The sequence below is a fragment of the Lysobacter gummosus genome, from assembly GCF_001442805.1.
Lineage (GTDB): Bacteria > Pseudomonadota > Gammaproteobacteria > Xanthomonadales > Xanthomonadaceae > Lysobacter > Lysobacter gummosus.
Genome location: NZ_CP011131.1, coordinates 5,476,636 through 5,492,394, shown reverse-complemented (window position 1 = coordinate 5,492,394; position 15,759 = coordinate 5,476,636). Strand labels below are relative to the sequence as shown.

Here is a 15,759-nt window from a genome sequence, read left to right as displayed (position 1 = left end):
GCCTCAGTCGGCGTCGGCGAGGCCGACGTAGCGGGCGTAGTCGTAGCACTCGGGCCGGATATAAAGGGTCAGGCGGACGGGGGCGCGTACCACGATGCATTGGTTGCCTCGCCCTTTGAAGCCAATGATCCAATCCTGTGGCCGGCTCATATCGCAAGCGTAGGCATCGTACTCGGTGGCTTTCATGGTCTTGATCGCGGTAACGCACACGCGCTCTTCTTCGATGTGGTAACCGCTGTGCTCGCGCAACATGGCGCGAAGACTGGCGGGCTTGCGCGAGAATCGAACAGCGGCGGAGGTGGCTCGGCAAATGCTGATGGTCAGGACGCGCTCCGTGGTGGGGTGGCGTCATGAACGCTTCCTTCGCACGGGAAGCCAAGTCATTCTTCGCGGCTTCGCGCGAACAAATCGAACTCGTTAAGGCGTCGGACAAGAACGCGCATTCTCAGAACGAGAACGGCGCGCATGATCTGCGCGCCGCATTGGAGTCAAGTGATTACGCCGGCTCTAGCCAGCCCGTTTGTGGGTTGTATCGAAGTCCGATGCCGGTGCGTACGGGCGTGGCGCTACCCCAGTAGATGTCGGTCGCGTAAGCAGGGCGATACTGAACTGCTCGGTCCGCCTGTTCGGTCGTCAGGCCGCAGGTTACGAAGTAGTTCCGCAGCTCCTCGTCTCCCGAGGATTCGTTGTTGCTGAGCTGGTCCTCGACCAAGGCCAGCAACAGATTGGGCAGCGAGGCAAGCAGCGGGTCGGGGCCTTTCGCGTCGTTCGGGTTCATGGCGTGGTCTCCGTGTTAGTGGCCTATGAACGCTTCCTTCGCGGCCGAAGCCAAGAGAGATTCGACGCAAATCCAGATGATGCACGGTCGTGTTAACGCGCTGGACAAGAACGATTGTTCTCAATGCAGCGCGGCCGGGCGACTTGCACGACCGCGCGCGTTCCTCATTCTTCCTCGTCGGCGCTGCTCTCGGCCGCTGACGCCGTCTGTTCCACCTTGATGCGGTACACGCGGTCGGCCTTGCCATCCTTGTCGCTGGTCAGTTCGTAGCCTTTCTTCTTCAGGGTGCCAGCAAAGAATCCGCGAACCGAGTGCTGCTGCCATTCGGTCGCCGCCATCACCTGCGCGATGGTCGCCCCCTGCGGGCGCAGCAGCAGGCCGACCACTTGGTCCAGCTTGCTTTGCGCGCGCTTCGCCGTTGGGTTGGGCGTATCGGCCTCGGTGCAGTCGGCACCTTCATTCTCCGGGCCATGATCAGGGTCGACCGCTGCGTCGGCGTCGTTGTTCGCGGCGGCATCGGCATCGGCGGCAGAGTCGTCGTTGCCGGCCATGTCGCCGCTGGTCCCTGCGCTGTCGCCCGCTTCTTGCGTGTTGGCGACGTCCGGGGGCTGGTGGCCCACCGCCTCGTAACCGGCTTCGGTGAGCGCGTGGCCCGCGCCGTCCGCGACGATCAGGCCGTTGAGCAGGAGGCCGCGCATCACCGCCGCGCGCGCACCACCGCCGAGGTTCTTGGGAAAGTTCTCGATGCGACCAGCGGTCTCGGTGGCGAGAAGGATCAGGGCGCGCTGGCTGTCGGTAAGCTTGTTCATTGTAGTTTTCCTGTTCGTAGGGTTGTGTGTGTTGGGTTGAGCGCGCCTCGGTGTCGCGAGGCGCGCGGATGGCTTAGCCGGCGAGAACTTCGGCGATGGCCTGATTCACATCGACCTCGCCCTTCGCGATGGCAACCATTACTTCGTCGTTGATAACTTGAAACACCAGGCCGGCGCGGCGTTCCAGTTCCCGCTGCGCGATCCCGCGCCAATCGGTGACCGCGATCAGTTGGACCAGCGCGGTGCGGTTGTGTCTGTTCATGCCGCGCAGGTGGTCCTTTAACGCTTCTTTTTGGTCTTGCATGTTTGGCCTCCGTGGCCGTCGTTGGTGTGGCGACATGAACGCTTCCTTCGCCTTCGAATCCAAGCGATATCCGTGATAAAGAACGTTTGTTCTAAGTTCTCGACAGCTGCCGGACAGCTAAGGCGCAAAAAAACCTCCTTGCGGAGGCGTCTGGTATTAGATGTTGCTGGCGATCGGGGGCAGCGTTAATGCATCTACCCGGGCGCTAGTTCTTGTCACCCGTGACGGCCAAGCCTTCTGCATAAGAAGCTCCAGCGCTGCCTGAAGGCAGGAGCTCAGTAAGCGGTATAATTGTGTACGTGGAACCTCACCCACGACATATGTCGCGCACTGATCAATTTCGAATCAAGGAAGCAGAGTATGGACATCGATACTATGAGTATTGACGAAATCGTTAATCTTGCCGCGGTTCGCCGAGCTTCTCTATGAAAGCGGCCACCGCCTTACTGATCATCGATGTACAGATCGCAATGATTGAAGGAGACACTCAGGCCGTACTTGGCCCGCAAATTCTTGCCAATTTGAACATGGCCATCTCCAAGGCACGAGCTTCCGGTATGCCGGTGATCTTCATTCAGCATGACGGACCAGTTCAAAGTGACATGGAGGCTGACTGCGAAACCTGGAATATCCATCCGAGCCTTAATCGGCTGGACACTGATGTTGTGATTCGAAAAACCGTAGGGGATTGTTTCTATGCCCCTGCGCTTCGCTATTTGTTGCAAAAGCTCGGGGTTCACAGATTGTGGATTGGCGGTTGCTCCACGGATTTTTGCGTGGATACCGCGGTTCGCGCCGCGCTGTCTCACGACTATGAAGTGACCGTGATTGCGGACGGACATACTTGCCGGGACAGGCCTTTCGTAAAGGGCGAAACGGTCATTGATCACTTCAACTGGGTATGGCGCGAAATGATAGAAGCGCCGAAACCGCTCCACGTCACGCCAGTTGCAGATCTAGTGCCGTAGTCAGTCGGCCAACGCCCTACGGGCGCCGGGACCGTTCCTTTTCAAAGGATATTGCCAACTCTCGCCGCCGATTCGTATCCGACGGCTGTTCCGGAGCACGAACTGCGACGGAGGCCTCTTGGTTTTCCCTGGAAAGAACGCGTTCATGCCGTCGCCGCAACAACGCGGGGACAGCGGGAACAGCAGCATGGGTGCGATTGACCGAGACGAACTGATCAGGGATTTGCGCTCGTGCGCGAGCCGCCTGGATTTCTTGACAAACCACGCGCGAGCGCGGTTGCTGGCGGACAACGAGTTCGAAACGCTTTCGACGCGATTGTCGGTAGCGCTCGGCATGGTGCTGGCGCACCACAGCGAGGGCTATCGATCGCAACCGATACAGCCCGAAGTGCTAAGGGATTTGCTCGATGGATGCGATGCCGAGTTGTCGTCGTGGGAGCGACACATCCTGGCGCGTCACAACAAAGCGCGCCGCAAGCCGGCTGGCGAGCCGACACCGGTTGAGCATGCGTTTCGCGGAGTCATGGCGATGATTGATCGCTATCTCGACGGCATGGACCCGGCCGAGCCGGCGCACGCCCTCGCGCGCGCCATCGAGAGGGTGGAGCGGCTGATGAGCTGCTACCCGCGCGATGATGAGTTTCAGCACGGATTGGCGCATGCGGTCAGCGGGTTGGAGCAAGCGAAGGCCGCTGCGGAGTTTCAGGAAGCCTGACGCACCGGCTGAAGTCCAAGCTGTCCGACTCCTGTCCAAGCCGGTTTGTTAGCGAGATAGCGCTTGGCTTCTATCTGGAAGGAAGCGTTCATGTCCTCGCCGCAACGACGCGGCGAACCAAAAGAGAACAACGATGGCGAATATGTCGTACTGCCGCTTCCAGAACACCGCGCAGCGTTTGGAGGATTGCCAGTGGGTCTTGGAGGACATGGCCGGCGGCGACCCGGAACGGCTGAGCGACGAGGAGTTGGAGGCGGCGAAGCGGCTGGTTGCCAGTTGCCTGAACATCGTCCAGTTGTTGGCCGAGCGTGGCTCCCTGGAATTTGAACCGCACATGGATCTTGAAACGGTAGTCGAGGAGTTGAACCGAGCAGCGACGTAATAAGTTGAGAGCGACTGCCCCAGCGTCCAATGGACGCTGGGGCATTTCCTCTTCCTCGCCCGCTGCGAGCCTGTCTGGTTGCTGTCTAAGTTCCAGGACCAGCGCATATTGACTTGCGATGCTCCGCCACCAAAGCGTTCATGACGCCGCCGCAACAACGCGGTTTGACAGGGATGGGCACATGAATCAGAGCAACATGATTTCCGACGCCGAGCTTCGAAGCCTCAGCGATTACGTGGAGCGGATACTGCGGTCCGGCCATACGTTCTCACGGCCCGACGCTCGCTTAACCTTGTTCGCCTGCTTTGCCTTGGCCAGCATTCTTGCCGAGCGAACGGATACGATCCGAACGCGTCGTCTCGACCCGAAAATCGTTGCGCGATTGGTAGCCGAGTGCCGTAGAGAACTGGCGCCGGTGGAGCGTGCCATCGATGAGACCGGTAGTTGGGATGCAAAGCGCTGGGTTCCGAGCGAGATGTGCGAGGACGAGTCGGCATTGCGCTGGCTGCACGACGAGATTGCGCGGTGCTTTGAAGGACTGGAGCCGGAGTTCGTGGGGTTGCCGGTGCATCAACTCAACCGAGCGGTGCAGCAGGCCCGGCTGATGCAGGTATGGGACGTGGCGGACGCCAAGTATCAACCCAGCCTGCGCGCGGCCATCCGTCATTTGGAGCAAGCGATCATGGCAGCGATGTGCGCGCCGCATAACTAAACCTCCGAGAGCGCGCACCCCAGCCTCCCATCGGAGGTTGGGGTGTTCCCTCTTCCGAAAATTTGTTAGTGAAACGCTTGCTATCGTGTTGGAAGGAAGCGTTCATGTCGTCGCCGCAACAACGCGGCGTCCCCAGGAAGAACCACCATGAGCGAGCATAATCGTAATTTCGGCAACCTCACCCGCAGCTTGACGAAGTTCGAAGTGGACATCCACGACATGCTGACGCACGACGATACCGCCGCGTTAGTGCCCGAAGATTTGGAGGCGGCTGGCAAGCTGAGCCGAAGCTGCTGGGCGGTCGTTGCCATGCTTTGCGGAGCGGCCGGTGTCGACTTGCCGACCGAGCCGAATTGGGACGACATCCTCGCGGACGTTAACGCGACGCTGGGTAAGCAGTAAGCCGGGAGTGGTAAGTCCCCAGCGCCCGATGGGCGCTGGGGTGTTCCCTCTTCCAACAGCCCGATCTGCGCCGATGGCCGGCGGTCGCGGAGGCTCTACCGAATCGAATTCTTCTATCGTGGGAATCTCTATCCGCGCCTACGGCCGCCATCGAGGCGTGTCGGACACCGCCGTGCGCAAGGCCATCGCCACCGGCCGCATCACCGCCGAAGCGGACGGCACCATCGATCCGGCGCGCGCGGATGCGGAATGGGCGGCCAGCACCAAGGCGCCGGAAGAGCGCATGTTGGCGCCCACGCAGCCTGCGCGGTCGCGCGTGGCAACCCCGGCCGGGGCGGACGGCGTCACCGCGTTCGCGCCGGTCAGCGCATCGCGGGGCGGCAACACCTACGCGCAAGCGCGCACCGCCAACGAAGTCCTTAAGGCGCGGCACCATGAGCTGCGCATCGCCCAACTCAAGGGCGAGTTGATCGACCGCTCGCAGGCGATGGCGCAGGTGTTCGCGTTGGCGCGCGCCGAGCGCGATGCCTGGTTGAACTGGCCGGCGCGCATCAGTTCGATGCTTGCGGCCGAATTGGGAATTGATCCGCACACCATGCACGTCGCGCTGGAGCGCGAAGTGCGCCAGCACTTGTCCGTACTCGCAGCGTTCAACGCCCGACTGGATTGATCCTTGTACGACGGCTTCGACCACGTTGAGAAAGCGTGGCGCGACGGCCTGATGCCCGATCCGTTTCTGGACGTGTCCGATTGGGCCGACCGCGACCGGGTGCTGTCCAGCACGTCGTCCGCCGAGCCAGGCCGCTGGCGCACCGCGCGCACGCCGTACCTGCGCGACATCATGAACGACCTGTCGCCGGCCTCGGCGACCGAGCGCATCGTCTTCATGAAGGGCGCGCAGGTCGGCGGCACCGAGTGCGGCAACAACTGGATCGGGTACGTCATCGCCTGCGCGCCGGGACCGATGATGGCCGTGGCGCCCACGGTCGAGATGGCCAAGCGCAACTCGAAACAGCGAATCGATCCGCTGATCGAGGAGTCGCCGTCGCTGCGCGAGCGCGTTGCGCCGTCGCGCGCGCGCGACGCCGGCAACACAATCCTGGCCAAGGAGTTCCGCGGCGGCGTCCTGGTGCTGACCGGCGCGAACAGCGCGGTCGGCTTGCGCTCGATGCCCGTGCGCTACTTGTTTCTGGACGAAGTGGACGGCTACCCGCGCGACGTGGAAGGCGAAGGCGATGCGGTCGCGTTGGCTGAAGCCCGCACCCGCACCTTCACCCGGCGCAAGATCCTGCTGGTGTCGACGCCGACGATTGCCGGTGCTTCGACCATCGAGCGCGAATACCTCGCGTCCGACCAGCGCCGGTACTTCGTGCCATGTCCGCATTGCCGGCACGAGCTATGGTTGCGGTTCGAACAGTTGCGCTGGACCTGGGGCGATCCGCGCTCGGCCCGCTACATCTGCGAGTCCTGCGAGCAGCCGATCGGCGAGCACCACAAGACCGCGATGTTGGCGGACGGGCGCTGGATCGCAACCGCGCCCGGTAACCGCGGCAAGACGGCGGGCTACCACCTGTCGTCGTTGTACTCGCCGGTTGGCTGGCGTAGTTGGGCCGACATCGCTAGCGCGTGGGAATCCGCGCAAGGGTCAGCGACCGCGCTCAAGGCATTCAAGAACACCGAGCTGGGCGAGACCTGGGAAGAGGAAGGCGAAGCCCCGGATTGGGAGCAGTTGCTGGAGCGACGCGAGGACTATCGCATCGGCACCGTGCCGGCCGGCGGACTGCTGCTGACCGGCGGCGCCGACGTGCAGAAGGACCGCATCGAAGTTTCCATCTGGGCGTTCGGGCGCGGCCGGGAGACCTGGCTGGTCGAGCACCGTGTGCTGATGGGCGACACCGCGCGCGCCGCAGTCTGGAATGAACTCGGCGCGATCCTGTCGGAACACTGGACCCACGCCAGCGGCGCACTGTTGCCGCTGACCCGCCTAGGCTTGGACACCGGCTTCGCGACCCAGGAGGCCTATGGGTTCGCGCGTAGCGTTGCCGATCCAAGGTTGTTGCTGATGAAGGGCGTCGGCAGCGGTGCCGCCTTGATCGGCACTCCCACCGCCGTCGATGTCAGCGTGCCCGGCAAGCGGCTGCGGCGCGGCCTGAAGTTGTTCGCCGTGGCCGGCGGCATCGCAAAGCTGGAGTTCTACAACGCGCTTCGCCTATCGATCGAGATCGGCCCGGACGGACAGCCGGCCTTTCCCGCCGGTTACGTTCATTTGCCGAAGATCGACGGCGAGTTTTTGCAGCAATTGACCGCCGAGCACCTGATCACCCGTCGCGATCGACACGGTTACCCACAGCGCGTGTGGGAGAAGCGCCGCGATCGCAATGAGGCGCTCGACTGCTACGTCATGGCGCGCGCCGCGGCGATGCAGGCCGGTGTCGATCGTTTCGAAGAACGCCATTGGCGCGAGATGGAGCGGACGTTGGGCGTCGTGCTCGCCGTGCCGTCGCGAGCACCGAATCCACCGTCGATGTATCCCGCCCCACAGGCCGCCCCACCGGGCGGCCTTTCTGTTTCTGGACCCGCGCGCCGAGGGCGCCGGGTCATTCCGAGCCGTTTCATGCGATGAGCGATCTACCCTACACCCACGAACAATTGCAGGCACTGCGCAAGGCGCTCGCGCGCGGCGAACGCCGCGTCAGTTTTGGTGACCGCTTGGTCGAGTACCGCAGCGTCGATGAACTCCTGGCTGCGATCCGCGAGATCGAAGCCGCGCTGGCCGGCACCGAAGGCCTGCCGCGTCGTGTTCGTCGTCTGCGCGTGACCACGAACAAGGGCTTCTGAGATGAGCTGGTGGTCGCGCGTCCGAACCGCGATGTTCGGCGGCTCCCCTGTGCATGAAGTCGCTGGCGCCGGCCGGCGTTCGGCCGCGTGGCAGCCCGGCAATCCGGGCGCCGTGGCGGCGCTGCTGGCGACCGGCGACGCCCTGCGCGTGCGCTCGCGCGATCTGGTCCGCCGTAATGCCTGGGCGAATGCCGCGGTCGAAGCGTTCGTATCCAACGCAGTCGGCACCGGGATCAAGCCACAATCGCTGATTGCGGATCAGACCCAACGCGAGGCGTTGCAGGCGCTGTGGCGGGATTGGTGTGACGAGGCCGATGCTGCCGGCCTGACCGATCTGTACGGGTTGCAGGCACTGGCGTGCCGCGCGCTGTTGGAAGGCGGTGAGTGCCTGGTGCGATTGCGCCCGCGTCGCCCCGAAGACGGCTTGGCCGTGCCGCTGCAACTGCAAGTGCTGGAACCCGAGCACTTGCCGCTGACGCTCAACCGGGAAGAGCCCAACGGCAACGTCATCCGGGCCGGCATCGAGTTCAACCGCCTCGGTCGGCGCGTGGCGTACCACTTGTACCTGTCGCATCCGCAGGACGGCGCGATGGCGCCGATGAGCCGACAAGGCGGACTGGATACCTTCCGGGTGCCGGCTGCCGAGGTGCTGCATATCTTCCGGCCGCTTCGACCGGGTCAGATTCGCGGCGAGCCATGGCTCGCGCGCGCGCTGGTCAAGTTGAACGAGTTGGATCAGTACGACGATGCCGAACTGGTGCGCAAGAAGACCGCGGCTATGTTCGCCGGCTTCATCACCCGCGACGGCCCCGAAGACCCGTTGCCCGGTGACGGACCGCCCAACGAATCCGGCAACGCGCCGCTTGGCCTGGAGCCGGGCACGTTACAGATTCTGGAGGCCGGCGAGAACGTCACGTTCTCGCAGCCGGCCGATGTCGGATCGAGCTACGACGCCTTCCTGCGTGCGCAGTTCCGCGCGGTCGCCGCCGCCATGGGGGTCACCTACGAGCAGCTGACCGGCGACTTGTCGGGGGTGAACTACTCGTCCATTCGCGCCGGCCTGCTGGAGTTTCGCCGTCGCTGCGAGATGGTCCAGCACAGCGTGCTGGTGTTCCAGCTTTGCCGGCCGATTTGGAACGCGTTCGTGGATGCCGCAGTGCTGTCCGGGGCGATCGAGCTGCCCGGCTACCGCCGCCGCAAGCGCCAGTACCGCGCCTGCAAGTGGGTGCCGCAGGGCTGGAGTTGGGTCGATCCGGAGAAAGAGTTCAACGCCATGATCCTGGCGATCCGCGCGGGTCTGTTGTCGCGCTCGGAAGCGATTGCCAGTTCCGGCTATGACGCCGAGACCATCGATCGCGAGATCGCGGCCGACGCCCAACGCGCCGATGCGCTGGGCTTGGTCCTCGACACCGATCCGCGCGTCGTCGCCCGCAATGGCGTCAAGCACGCCCCACCGCCGGCCGACGCGCCGGCTCTTGAATCAAACGGTACCCCATGACCGGACTGCCCCACCTGGCGGCGCGCGTGTTCAACACGCCGCTGCTGATCTATCGCGCCAAGCTCGACGTCATCCTGAGCGTACTGACGCCCAAGTTCGAACTGCAGACGCTTCCGCCGCCGCAAATGGGACCGCCCGCGCTGGCACCACGACTGGCCGACGAACGCGGCATCTCCGTGCTGCCCATCCACGGCACGCTCGTACAGCGCACGGGCGGACTGGATGCGCTCTCCGGGCTGACCAGCTATCAATCGATCGCCCGGCGCCTCGACGCGGCACTGGCCGACGAGTCGGTGCGCGGCATCGTGCTCGATGTCGACAGTCCTGGCGGCGAAGCCGCTGGGGTGTTCGATTTGGCCGACCACATCCGCGCGGCGCGATCGCAGAAACCCATCTGGGCCGTGGCGAACGATGGGGCATTTTCGGCCGCGTATGCGCTAGCGAGCGCTGCTGATCGCGTATACGTAACTCGCACCGCCGGTGTGGGTTCGATCGGCGTGATCGCGCTGCATGTGGATCAGTCGCAGAAAGACGCCAATGCCGGATTGAAATTCACGCCGATCCAAGCCGGCGCGCGCAAGAGCGACGGCAGCCCGCATGCCGAGCTGACCACCGAGGCGCGTGACTCGATCCAAACCGAGGTCAACCGCCTCTACGAGCTATTCGTCCTGACCGTCGCTGATCAACGCGGGTTGAGCGCGGATACGGTACGCAAGACCGAGGCCGCCCTGTACTTCGGTCAGGACGCGATCAACGTCGGCCTGGCCGACCGCATGGGCACGCTCAGCGATGCCGTGCAGCAGATGCACACCGAACTGGACGCCGCCGCGCGTCCGCTATTCCTGGAGAACCCCAACATGTCCACCCCCGATTCGACGGCGCCCGCCGTTGACACCGACGCTGTGCGCGCGCAGGCACACGGCGATGCGCTCGCCATCGCCGAGCTGTGCGAGCTGGCGGGCCAACCGGCCCTGACCGCGAGCTTTCTGGCTGAAGATCTCACCGCCGCGACGGCGCGCCAACGGCTGCTCGCCGCGAAGGCCGAGTCGCCCGAGATCACGAGCCACCTGTCGCCGACCGCGCCCGTGCCGACCGTGGCGACATCTTTGGCGGACAACCCGCTCATCCACGCGGTCAAGGCGCGCGCCGCCGCGGCGCGGAGGGAGCGCTGATGCGATTGACGACCTACCCGCCGGTCTTTGAGGGTCTGAACCTGGGCGATCTGCTCAAGTTCGAGGCCGATAATCTTTACTCGCGCGATCAAGTCACCGTCGCCGCCGGCCAAGTTGTGCAGCTCGGCCAGGTCGTCGGCCGCATTGCAGCCACTGGCGAAATCGCGGCGCTCGATCCGACGGCCACTGACGGTCGCGAAGTCGCCGCCGGTGTGGCCATCGTGCCGATCACGACCGTTGCCGAGTCCAGTCCGGATGGCTTGATCGTTGCCCGTCACGCGACCGTCGCCGACCACGCCCTGATCTGGCCGCGCGCGGCCACCCCTGAACAACGCGTCGCCGCCATTGCGCAGCTGCGTGGCATCGGCGTCCTCGTGCGCCACGGAGTCTGATTGATGTCGATGAACAACCCGTTCCATAACCCGGCGTTCTCGATGAGCGCGCTGACGGCGGCAATCAATTTTCTGCCAAATCAGTATGGCCGTCTGGATGAATTGAATCTATTTCCAGTAAAGCCAGTGCGGACGCGCCAAGTAACGGTTGAAGAACGCAACGGCATCTTGTCGCTGCTGCCGACGCAACCTGTGGGGTCGGCCGGCACTGTCGGAAAACGAGGAAAGCGATCGCTGCGCGCCTTCAATGTGCCGCATATCCCGCACGACGACGTAGTTCTTCCCGAGGAAGTCATTGGAGTGCGTTCCTTCAGCTCGGAATCCGAGCTCGAAACGATTGCCGGAGTCATGGCAGACCACCTGCAGACCATGCGCAACAAACACGCTATTACGCTGGAGCACTTGCGTATGGGTGCCCTCAAGGGAGTGATTTTGGATGCGGACGGAAGTGAGCTAGCAAACCTATTCGATATCTTCGATATCACACCCAAGGTCTTCGACTTTCAATTGGCGAATAAAGAAACCGACGTCCGCCAAAAATGTATCGATCTCAAACGCTATATGGGTAAGTCGCTTAAGGGCGAGCGCATGAGCGGAATTCATGTTTTGGTTTCGCCAGAGTTTTTCGATGCGCTTTCGGGACACGATAAGGTCAAGGAGGCTTACCATCTATGGCAAGAAGGTGCGGCCCTTCGCGACGACATGCGGTCGGATTTCCGCTTCGCTGGTGTACGTTTCGAGGAATATTCCGGAGAGGCGAGCGATGCGGATGGTAAAAGCCGCCGCTTTATTGAGGCCGGTGAAGCCCATGCGTTCCCGCTCGGCACACTCGACACGTTTGCCACCTACGTGGCGCCGGCCGACTTCAACGAGACCGTGAACACGTTGGGTCAACTGCTCTACAGCAAGCAGGCCCCGCGCAAGTTCGATCGCGGCACGGACCTGCATACGCAGTCCAATCCCCTGCCAATGTGCCATCGCCCAGCGTTGCTGGTGAAATTGAAAGCGTGAATCTATGGACGCGTTCTCCACAGCAGACGACTTAATCTTCTCTGCGCTCGGCGTCGTCGCTCAGGTCAGGCGGGTCGATCTGCCCCCGATCCGAATCATTCTGGTCGTACGCGACGGCGTCGAGCGCCTCGGTGAGTTTCAGCAGGTCGTCGGTCGCGCTCGCCATGTCATCGCGCGCAATCGGGAGTGGCTGTTCCGCCGCGGCGACGAAGTCACCTTGCCCGATCGCACGCAGACGGTTGAGACGGTGGTCAAGGACGACGGCCTGATCAACGAGGCGGTCCTGCATGGTTAGCGCTGCGCAGAGCTGGACGCTGTTGCAGCGGGTCGCCGAGCGGTTGGCCGGAATCCGAACGGCGGCGAACTACCGCACCGACATCGGCGCCGCGGTCGCACTGGAACCGGCCCAGCATTCCGACGACGACGTGACCGGGCTGACGCTGGCCGCGTTGGGCATTCAGCGCGACGCCAACAAGCCCCATGGGCGATATCGCGTACTACAAGCCCTGGCTGAAGCGACGGTGCCGGTCTCCTTGGCCGACGCCCATTCCCGATCGCACGCCATTGCCGCCGATATTGAGGATGCCCTCGATGATTGGATTCCGCTGCCGCAGGCCCTGCCGGTGCAGGTCGAGGACATCGTGTTCCTCGACCGCCCGGAAGGATTGCCGGTCGTCGCCGTCCAAGTCGCCTTGACGATCCGATACCGCCGCTGATGGACCTGTCCATCGATGCGGACGGGGAGCTGGATGCGGCCAAACGCATCAGCGACATTCCGGCGAAGGTGGCGGTGGCCCAGCGCCGTGCGTTGGGCACCCTACGACGTCGTTGGCCGGTCATCGCCCGGCGCGATATCCAGACCGAGTACGCCTTAACGGCCCAGCGCATCCGGGCCGGCGTCAGCGTGCGTACCACCCGCGAGGGCGTCGAGCTGGTCGGCGTCGCGCGCGGCGTGGGCCTGCGCAACTTCGCCTCCAAGCGCAGCGCCGACGACCGCGGCCTGGACTTCACCGCAGTTCGTGGTCGACGCGGCTTCACGCGCTCGGGTTTCCATCGCCGCCACGGCGGTGCCGACATTGCCTTCGAACGCACGCCGGTGGCGGGCGAGAAACGCGTCCCGCGCACCCCAATCCGTCGCCTGTATGGCCCGTCCCTGGCGCAGATGTTGCGCAAAGGCGACCGGCCCGAACGCGTGGGTCAGGCGGGTCTGGATGTGATCACCGCTGAGATCGACCGGCTGCTGCTGCGCTCGCTGCGTACCTGAACCCGCTGCCGCTCGGCAGCCTGACACCATATATATAGGAGCAACGCGACCGATGGCCGCGCAGGACCTGTTTTCCTTTCAGGGCAAGGTTTACCTAGCCCAGCGCCAACCCAGTGGCAAGCCCGGCCCGCTGCGATGGGTGGGTAATGCGCCCCAGCTCCAACTCGCGCTGGAGGTTCAGAACTCGGACAAGACCGAGTCGTTCAGCGGCAACCGCATGCTGTACGGCCGCCTAGTCCAGAGCAAGACCGCCAACGTCAACCTGACGCTGGACGAGGCGACCCCGGAGAACATCGCCGAGGGGCTGTACTCGATTCCGGCGACCCTGCCGGCGGGCGCGATCAGCAATGAACTGCTGCCGCCGGGGCTGAAGGCCAACGACCTGGTCGCGCTCGATCGCGGCTGGATCAGCGAACTGTCGCTGACCGACAGTGCGACGCCGCCGGTTACGGTGCCGGCCGCCAATTGGTGGACCGAATCGCCCTCGGCCGGCGTGATCGGCTTGCGCAAGGTCGATGGCCACACGCAACCGTTCAAGGCCACCTACCAGCATGGCGAGACGGTCAACATCGCCCTGTTCAATACGCCGCCGCCGGAGCGAATGCTGTTCTTGGACGGCATCAACACCGTCAACGGCCGCCGCGCAAAGGTCACGCTGTACCGGGTCGCGTTCAACCCTATCGAGCAGCTCGACTTGATCTCCGAGGAATGGGGCAGCCTGCAGCTGTCGGGCGCGGCCTTGTTCGATGAAACCCGCGCGCTGGACCCGACCCTGGGCGGCTTTGGTCGGATCGAAATGGTGAGGGCGTAATGGCGCGCAAAGTCCAACGCCCCACGCCTCCGGCCGACGAACTAACCGTGCTGCAACCGAACCGCGTGCTGCCGCTGGGCGATCGCACCGTGACCGTTCGCGAGATCGGTTTCTTCGAAAGCCTGCGCATGCACGCGCAGATTGCCGCATTGGTCGGCGACCTGGTCGAGCAGACCGACGACGGCGATATTGATCTCGGTCGTCTGCATGGCGTCTGCGCGCAGCACCCGGAGGCGACGGTCGAATTGCTGGCCCAGGCCAGTGATCAATCCGTCGAGTTCGTGCATTCGCTCAGTGCCGCGCACGGCGACCTGTTGCTGCTGACCTTCTGGGCGGTCAACGCCGATTTTTTTTTGCAGCGCGTGATCGCGGCGCTGGAACTGCGGCGCGCGGACCCGGCAACGACTGGCCCAGTGTCCTCGCCACCCTGATCGATCACGGCCACGACTGGCCGTGGATCGAGCGCGCCACCGCGCGCCAACTCGGGTTGTTCTACCGCGTCGCGATCCAGCGTGAACGCGCGCTGCGCGCTGAGCGCATTGAGGACGTCAACGCCGGTTTCGCCGGCGGCCGCGACGTCACCGCCTTCATCCAATCCCTTCGGAAATCTCCATGAAACTGATCGAGAACTGGCGCCAAGCGTGGCGCTTCCTTAGCGTGCAAGCCATGACTGTGGCCATCGCGCTCCAAGGCGTGTGGCTGAATCTGCCCGACGACCTGCGCGTCCACGTCCCTGACCGCATCGCGGCCAGCGTCACCGCCGGCCTGCTGGTGTTGGGCCTGATCGGCCGCCTGTTCCAGCAGCGAGGGGCCAATGGCACGCCTCTCCGCTGAGCAAGCCGGCGGCCAAAACGTCATCGCCTTCCTGGACATGATCGCGCACGCCGAAGGCGTGGAGCGGTTCAGCGAGCACGGCGGTTACGACGTGATGGTCGGCGGCAAAACGTTTACCCGCTACGCGGAGCATCCGCGTAAGCCGGTATGGCTCCCCAAATACCGAATCCACTCCACGGCCGCGGGCCGCTATCAGTTCCTTTGGAAGACCTGGAACAGTTTGCGCAATCATCTAAGGCTGCCGGACTTCGGACCCGCTTCCCAGGATCTAGCTGCAATCGAACTGCTGCGCGAAACCGGCGCGCTGGCCGACATCAAGAAGGGCTGGATCAGCAGCGCCGTGCGCAAGTCGCGCAAGACCTGGGCGTCGCTACCAGACGCCGGTTACGGCCAGCGCGAAGTGCCGCTAGAAAGTCTGCTCGCCGTGTACCAGAAGGCGGGAGGTCAGATCGCATGATCGCACTGAAAGTTTGGGCGACCACGGTGCTGACCGCGCTCGCCGCAGTGCTGGCCGCCTTCAGCTGGGGTCGCTGGAAAGGGCGGCAGCGTGAGCGTACCGACACCGCTGTGCGCATCAGCGAGAGCGAGCAGCGAGTACGCATCGCCGAAGGCGAGCGCGCCGATTCTGAAACCCGCACCGAGGTAGACACCGATGTCCTGCATCTTCCGACCGGCACTACGACGCCGGTGGCGGTGGCTGTGCCTGATTCCGCTGCTGACCGCTTGTACGACGACTGGTCGCGTGACGGAAGCAACGACGGGCTGCGCCTGGACGCGGCCGATCCTGGTCTCGCGGGAGGATCGACTGACCGATCTGACGGCGCGGCAAATCCTGGCCCATAACGAAACCGGACGCCGCCTGTGCGGCT

The 15,759-nt window shown here is 63.9% G+C and carries 24 protein-coding genes; 20 read left to right on the top strand and 4 right to left on the bottom strand.

The features are described from left to right. Positions 1–3: 3 nt before the first annotated feature. The 4 genes from LG3211_RS22290 to LG3211_RS22275 form a co-directional block, all read right to left on the bottom strand. Complete coding sequence (locus tag LG3211_RS22290) at positions 4–252, bottom strand: hypothetical protein (RefSeq protein WP_057944754.1); 249 nt, start codon at positions 250–252, stop codon at positions 4–6. Positions 253–496: 244 nt separating this feature from the next. Beyond that, positions 497–778 (bottom strand): hypothetical protein, encoded by a 282-nt coding sequence (locus LG3211_RS22285; RefSeq protein ID WP_057944753.1) that lies wholly within the window; start codon positions 776–778, stop codon positions 497–499. Positions 779–942: 164 nt separating this feature from the next. Continuing rightward, positions 943–1,587: a DUF3489 domain-containing protein gene (locus LG3211_RS22280; protein WP_057944752.1), complete on the bottom strand. Its 645-nt coding sequence runs from the start codon at positions 1,585–1,587 to the stop codon at positions 943–945. A 73-nt stretch (positions 1,588–1,660) separates the two neighbouring features. Then, complete coding sequence (locus LG3211_RS22275) at positions 1,661–1,891, bottom strand: hypothetical protein (protein WP_057944751.1); 231 nt, start codon at positions 1,889–1,891, stop codon at positions 1,661–1,663. A gap of 425 nt (positions 1,892–2,316) precedes the next feature. Here LG3211_RS22275 and LG3211_RS22270 point away from each other — a divergent pair, with 425 nt between their 5' ends. The 20 genes from LG3211_RS22270 to LG3211_RS26580 all read left to right on the top strand — a co-directional run bounded on the left by LG3211_RS22270 (position 2,317) and on the right by LG3211_RS26580 (position 15,733). Continuing rightward, positions 2,317–2,859, top strand: a complete 543-nt coding sequence (locus LG3211_RS22270) for an isochorismatase family protein (protein ID WP_057944750.1) — start codon at positions 2,317–2,319, stop codon at positions 2,857–2,859. Between the two features lie 187 nt (positions 2,860–3,046). Continuing rightward, entirely contained in the window at positions 3,047–3,574 is a 528-nt protein-coding gene (locus tag LG3211_RS22265; RefSeq protein ID WP_057944749.1) for a hypothetical protein, read from the top strand. A gap of 133 nt (positions 3,575–3,707) precedes the next feature. Continuing rightward, entirely contained in the window at positions 3,708–3,956 is a 249-nt protein-coding gene (locus tag LG3211_RS22260) for a hypothetical protein (RefSeq protein ID WP_057944748.1), read from the top strand. 181 nt (positions 3,957–4,137) lie between these two features. Continuing rightward, complete coding sequence (locus LG3211_RS22255; protein WP_148649096.1) at positions 4,138–4,668, top strand: hypothetical protein; 531 nt, start codon at positions 4,138–4,140, stop codon at positions 4,666–4,668. A gap of 147 nt (positions 4,669–4,815) precedes the next feature. Beyond that, a complete protein-coding gene (locus LG3211_RS22250) occupies positions 4,816–5,070 on the top strand; it encodes a hypothetical protein (protein WP_057944746.1) in 255 nt (84 codons plus the stop codon). Between the two features lie 118 nt (positions 5,071–5,188). Then, positions 5,189–5,740: a hypothetical protein gene (locus LG3211_RS26080; RefSeq protein ID WP_057944745.1), complete on the top strand. Its 552-nt coding sequence runs from the start codon at positions 5,189–5,191 to the stop codon at positions 5,738–5,740. A 3-nt stretch (positions 5,741–5,743) separates the two neighbouring features. Continuing rightward, positions 5,744–7,693, top strand: a complete 1,950-nt coding sequence (locus LG3211_RS22240) for a phage terminase large subunit family protein (protein WP_057944744.1) — start codon at positions 5,744–5,746, stop codon at positions 7,691–7,693. Beyond that, positions 7,690–7,908, top strand: coding sequence for a phage head-tail joining protein (locus LG3211_RS22235; protein WP_057944743.1), 219 nt, complete (start codon positions 7,690–7,692; stop codon positions 7,906–7,908). Before LG3211_RS22240 ends, LG3211_RS22235 begins: the two co-directional genes overlap by 4 nt. 49 nt (positions 7,909–7,957) lie before the next feature. After that, on the top strand, positions 7,958–9,406 hold the full coding sequence (locus LG3211_RS22230; RefSeq protein WP_237049797.1) for a phage portal protein: 1,449 nt from the start codon (positions 7,958–7,960) through the stop codon (positions 9,404–9,406). Next, positions 9,403–10,578, top strand: coding sequence for a S49 family peptidase (locus LG3211_RS22225; RefSeq protein WP_057944741.1), 1,176 nt, complete (start codon positions 9,403–9,405; stop codon positions 10,576–10,578). The genes LG3211_RS22230 and LG3211_RS22225 overlap by 4 nt, the downstream gene beginning before the upstream one ends. Further along, positions 10,578–10,970 (top strand): head decoration protein, encoded by a 393-nt coding sequence (locus LG3211_RS22220; RefSeq protein WP_057944740.1) that lies wholly within the window; start codon positions 10,578–10,580, stop codon positions 10,968–10,970. Before LG3211_RS22225 ends, LG3211_RS22220 begins: the two co-directional genes overlap by 1 nt. A gap of 3 nt (positions 10,971–10,973) precedes the next feature. Beyond that, entirely contained in the window at positions 10,974–11,981 is a 1,008-nt protein-coding gene (locus LG3211_RS22215; protein ID WP_237049796.1) for a major capsid protein, read from the top strand. A 4-nt stretch (positions 11,982–11,985) separates the two neighbouring features. After that, positions 11,986–12,276, top strand: coding sequence for a hypothetical protein (locus LG3211_RS22210; protein WP_057944739.1), 291 nt, complete (start codon positions 11,986–11,988; stop codon positions 12,274–12,276). After that, complete coding sequence (locus LG3211_RS22205) at positions 12,269–12,697, top strand: hypothetical protein (RefSeq protein WP_057944738.1); 429 nt, start codon at positions 12,269–12,271, stop codon at positions 12,695–12,697. Before LG3211_RS22210 ends, LG3211_RS22205 begins: the two co-directional genes overlap by 8 nt. Then, complete coding sequence (locus tag LG3211_RS22200; RefSeq protein ID WP_057944737.1) at positions 12,697–13,245, top strand: hypothetical protein; 549 nt, start codon at positions 12,697–12,699, stop codon at positions 13,243–13,245. The genes LG3211_RS22205 and LG3211_RS22200 overlap by 1 nt, the downstream gene beginning before the upstream one ends. A 52-nt stretch (positions 13,246–13,297) precedes the next feature. Next, on the top strand, positions 13,298–14,056 hold the full coding sequence (locus LG3211_RS22195) for a phage tail tube protein (RefSeq protein WP_057944736.1): 759 nt from the start codon (positions 13,298–13,300) through the stop codon (positions 14,054–14,056). Next, positions 14,056–14,487 carry a DUF6631 family protein gene (locus tag LG3211_RS22190; protein WP_057944735.1) on the top strand — a complete coding sequence of 144 codons (432 nt, stop codon included), beginning with the start codon at positions 14,056–14,058 and terminating at the stop codon, positions 14,485–14,487. Before LG3211_RS22195 ends, LG3211_RS22190 begins: the two co-directional genes overlap by 1 nt. A 181-nt stretch (positions 14,488–14,668) precedes the next feature. After that, positions 14,669–14,890 (top strand): DUF7940 domain-containing protein, encoded by a 222-nt coding sequence (locus LG3211_RS22185; protein WP_057944734.1) that lies wholly within the window; start codon positions 14,669–14,671, stop codon positions 14,888–14,890. After that, positions 14,871–15,347 carry a glycoside hydrolase family 24 protein gene (locus LG3211_RS22180; protein WP_057944733.1) on the top strand — a complete coding sequence of 159 codons (477 nt, stop codon included), beginning with the start codon at positions 14,871–14,873 and terminating at the stop codon, positions 15,345–15,347. Before LG3211_RS22185 ends, LG3211_RS22180 begins: the two co-directional genes overlap by 20 nt. Further along, entirely contained in the window at positions 15,344–15,733 is a 390-nt protein-coding gene (locus LG3211_RS26580) for a hypothetical protein (protein ID WP_057944732.1), read from the top strand. Before LG3211_RS22180 ends, LG3211_RS26580 begins: the two co-directional genes overlap by 4 nt. Positions 15,734–15,759: the final 26 nt, after the last annotated feature.

Excerpts from the sequence above, each read along its gene's own strand:
- LG3211_RS22290 (WP_057944754.1), bottom strand. The coding sequence starts at position 252 with ATGTTGCGCGAGCACAGCGGTTACCACATCGAAGAAGAGCGCGTGTGC.
- LG3211_RS22285 (WP_057944753.1), bottom strand. The coding sequence starts at position 778 with ATGAACCCGAACGACGCGAAAGGCCCCGACCCGCTGCTTGCCTCGCTG.
- LG3211_RS22280 (WP_057944752.1), bottom strand. The coding sequence starts at position 1,587 with ATGAACAAGCTTACCGACAGCCAGCGCGCCCTGATCCTTCTCGCCACC.
- LG3211_RS22275 (WP_057944751.1), bottom strand. The coding sequence starts at position 1,891 with ATGCAAGACCAAAAAGAAGCGTTAAAGGACCACCTGCGCGGCATGAAC.
- LG3211_RS22270 (WP_057944750.1), top strand. The coding sequence starts at position 2,317 with ATGAAAGCGGCCACCGCCTTACTGATCATCGATGTACAGATCGCAATG.
- LG3211_RS22265 (WP_057944749.1), top strand. The coding sequence starts at position 3,047 with ATGGGTGCGATTGACCGAGACGAACTGATCAGGGATTTGCGCTCGTGC.
- LG3211_RS22260 (WP_057944748.1), top strand. The coding sequence starts at position 3,708 with ATGGCGAATATGTCGTACTGCCGCTTCCAGAACACCGCGCAGCGTTTG.
- LG3211_RS22255 (WP_148649096.1), top strand. The coding sequence starts at position 4,138 with ATGAATCAGAGCAACATGATTTCCGACGCCGAGCTTCGAAGCCTCAGC.
- LG3211_RS22250 (WP_057944746.1), top strand. The coding sequence starts at position 4,816 with ATGAGCGAGCATAATCGTAATTTCGGCAACCTCACCCGCAGCTTGACG.
- LG3211_RS22235 (WP_057944743.1), top strand. The coding sequence starts at position 7,690 with ATGAGCGATCTACCCTACACCCACGAACAATTGCAGGCACTGCGCAAG.
- LG3211_RS22225 (WP_057944741.1), top strand. The coding sequence starts at position 9,403 with ATGACCGGACTGCCCCACCTGGCGGCGCGCGTGTTCAACACGCCGCTG.
- LG3211_RS22220 (WP_057944740.1), top strand. The coding sequence starts at position 10,578 with ATGCGATTGACGACCTACCCGCCGGTCTTTGAGGGTCTGAACCTGGGC.
- LG3211_RS22215 (WP_237049796.1), top strand. The coding sequence starts at position 10,974 with ATGTCGATGAACAACCCGTTCCATAACCCGGCGTTCTCGATGAGCGCG.
- LG3211_RS22210 (WP_057944739.1), top strand. The coding sequence starts at position 11,986 with ATGGACGCGTTCTCCACAGCAGACGACTTAATCTTCTCTGCGCTCGGC.
- LG3211_RS22205 (WP_057944738.1), top strand. The coding sequence starts at position 12,269 with ATGGTTAGCGCTGCGCAGAGCTGGACGCTGTTGCAGCGGGTCGCCGAG.
- LG3211_RS22200 (WP_057944737.1), top strand. The coding sequence starts at position 12,697 with ATGGACCTGTCCATCGATGCGGACGGGGAGCTGGATGCGGCCAAACGC.
- LG3211_RS22195 (WP_057944736.1), top strand. The coding sequence starts at position 13,298 with ATGGCCGCGCAGGACCTGTTTTCCTTTCAGGGCAAGGTTTACCTAGCC.
- LG3211_RS22190 (WP_057944735.1), top strand. The coding sequence starts at position 14,056 with ATGGCGCGCAAAGTCCAACGCCCCACGCCTCCGGCCGACGAACTAACC.
- LG3211_RS22185 (WP_057944734.1), top strand. The coding sequence starts at position 14,669 with ATGAAACTGATCGAGAACTGGCGCCAAGCGTGGCGCTTCCTTAGCGTG.
- LG3211_RS22180 (WP_057944733.1), top strand. The coding sequence starts at position 14,871 with ATGGCACGCCTCTCCGCTGAGCAAGCCGGCGGCCAAAACGTCATCGCC.
- LG3211_RS26580 (WP_057944732.1), top strand. The coding sequence starts at position 15,344 with ATGATCGCACTGAAAGTTTGGGCGACCACGGTGCTGACCGCGCTCGCC.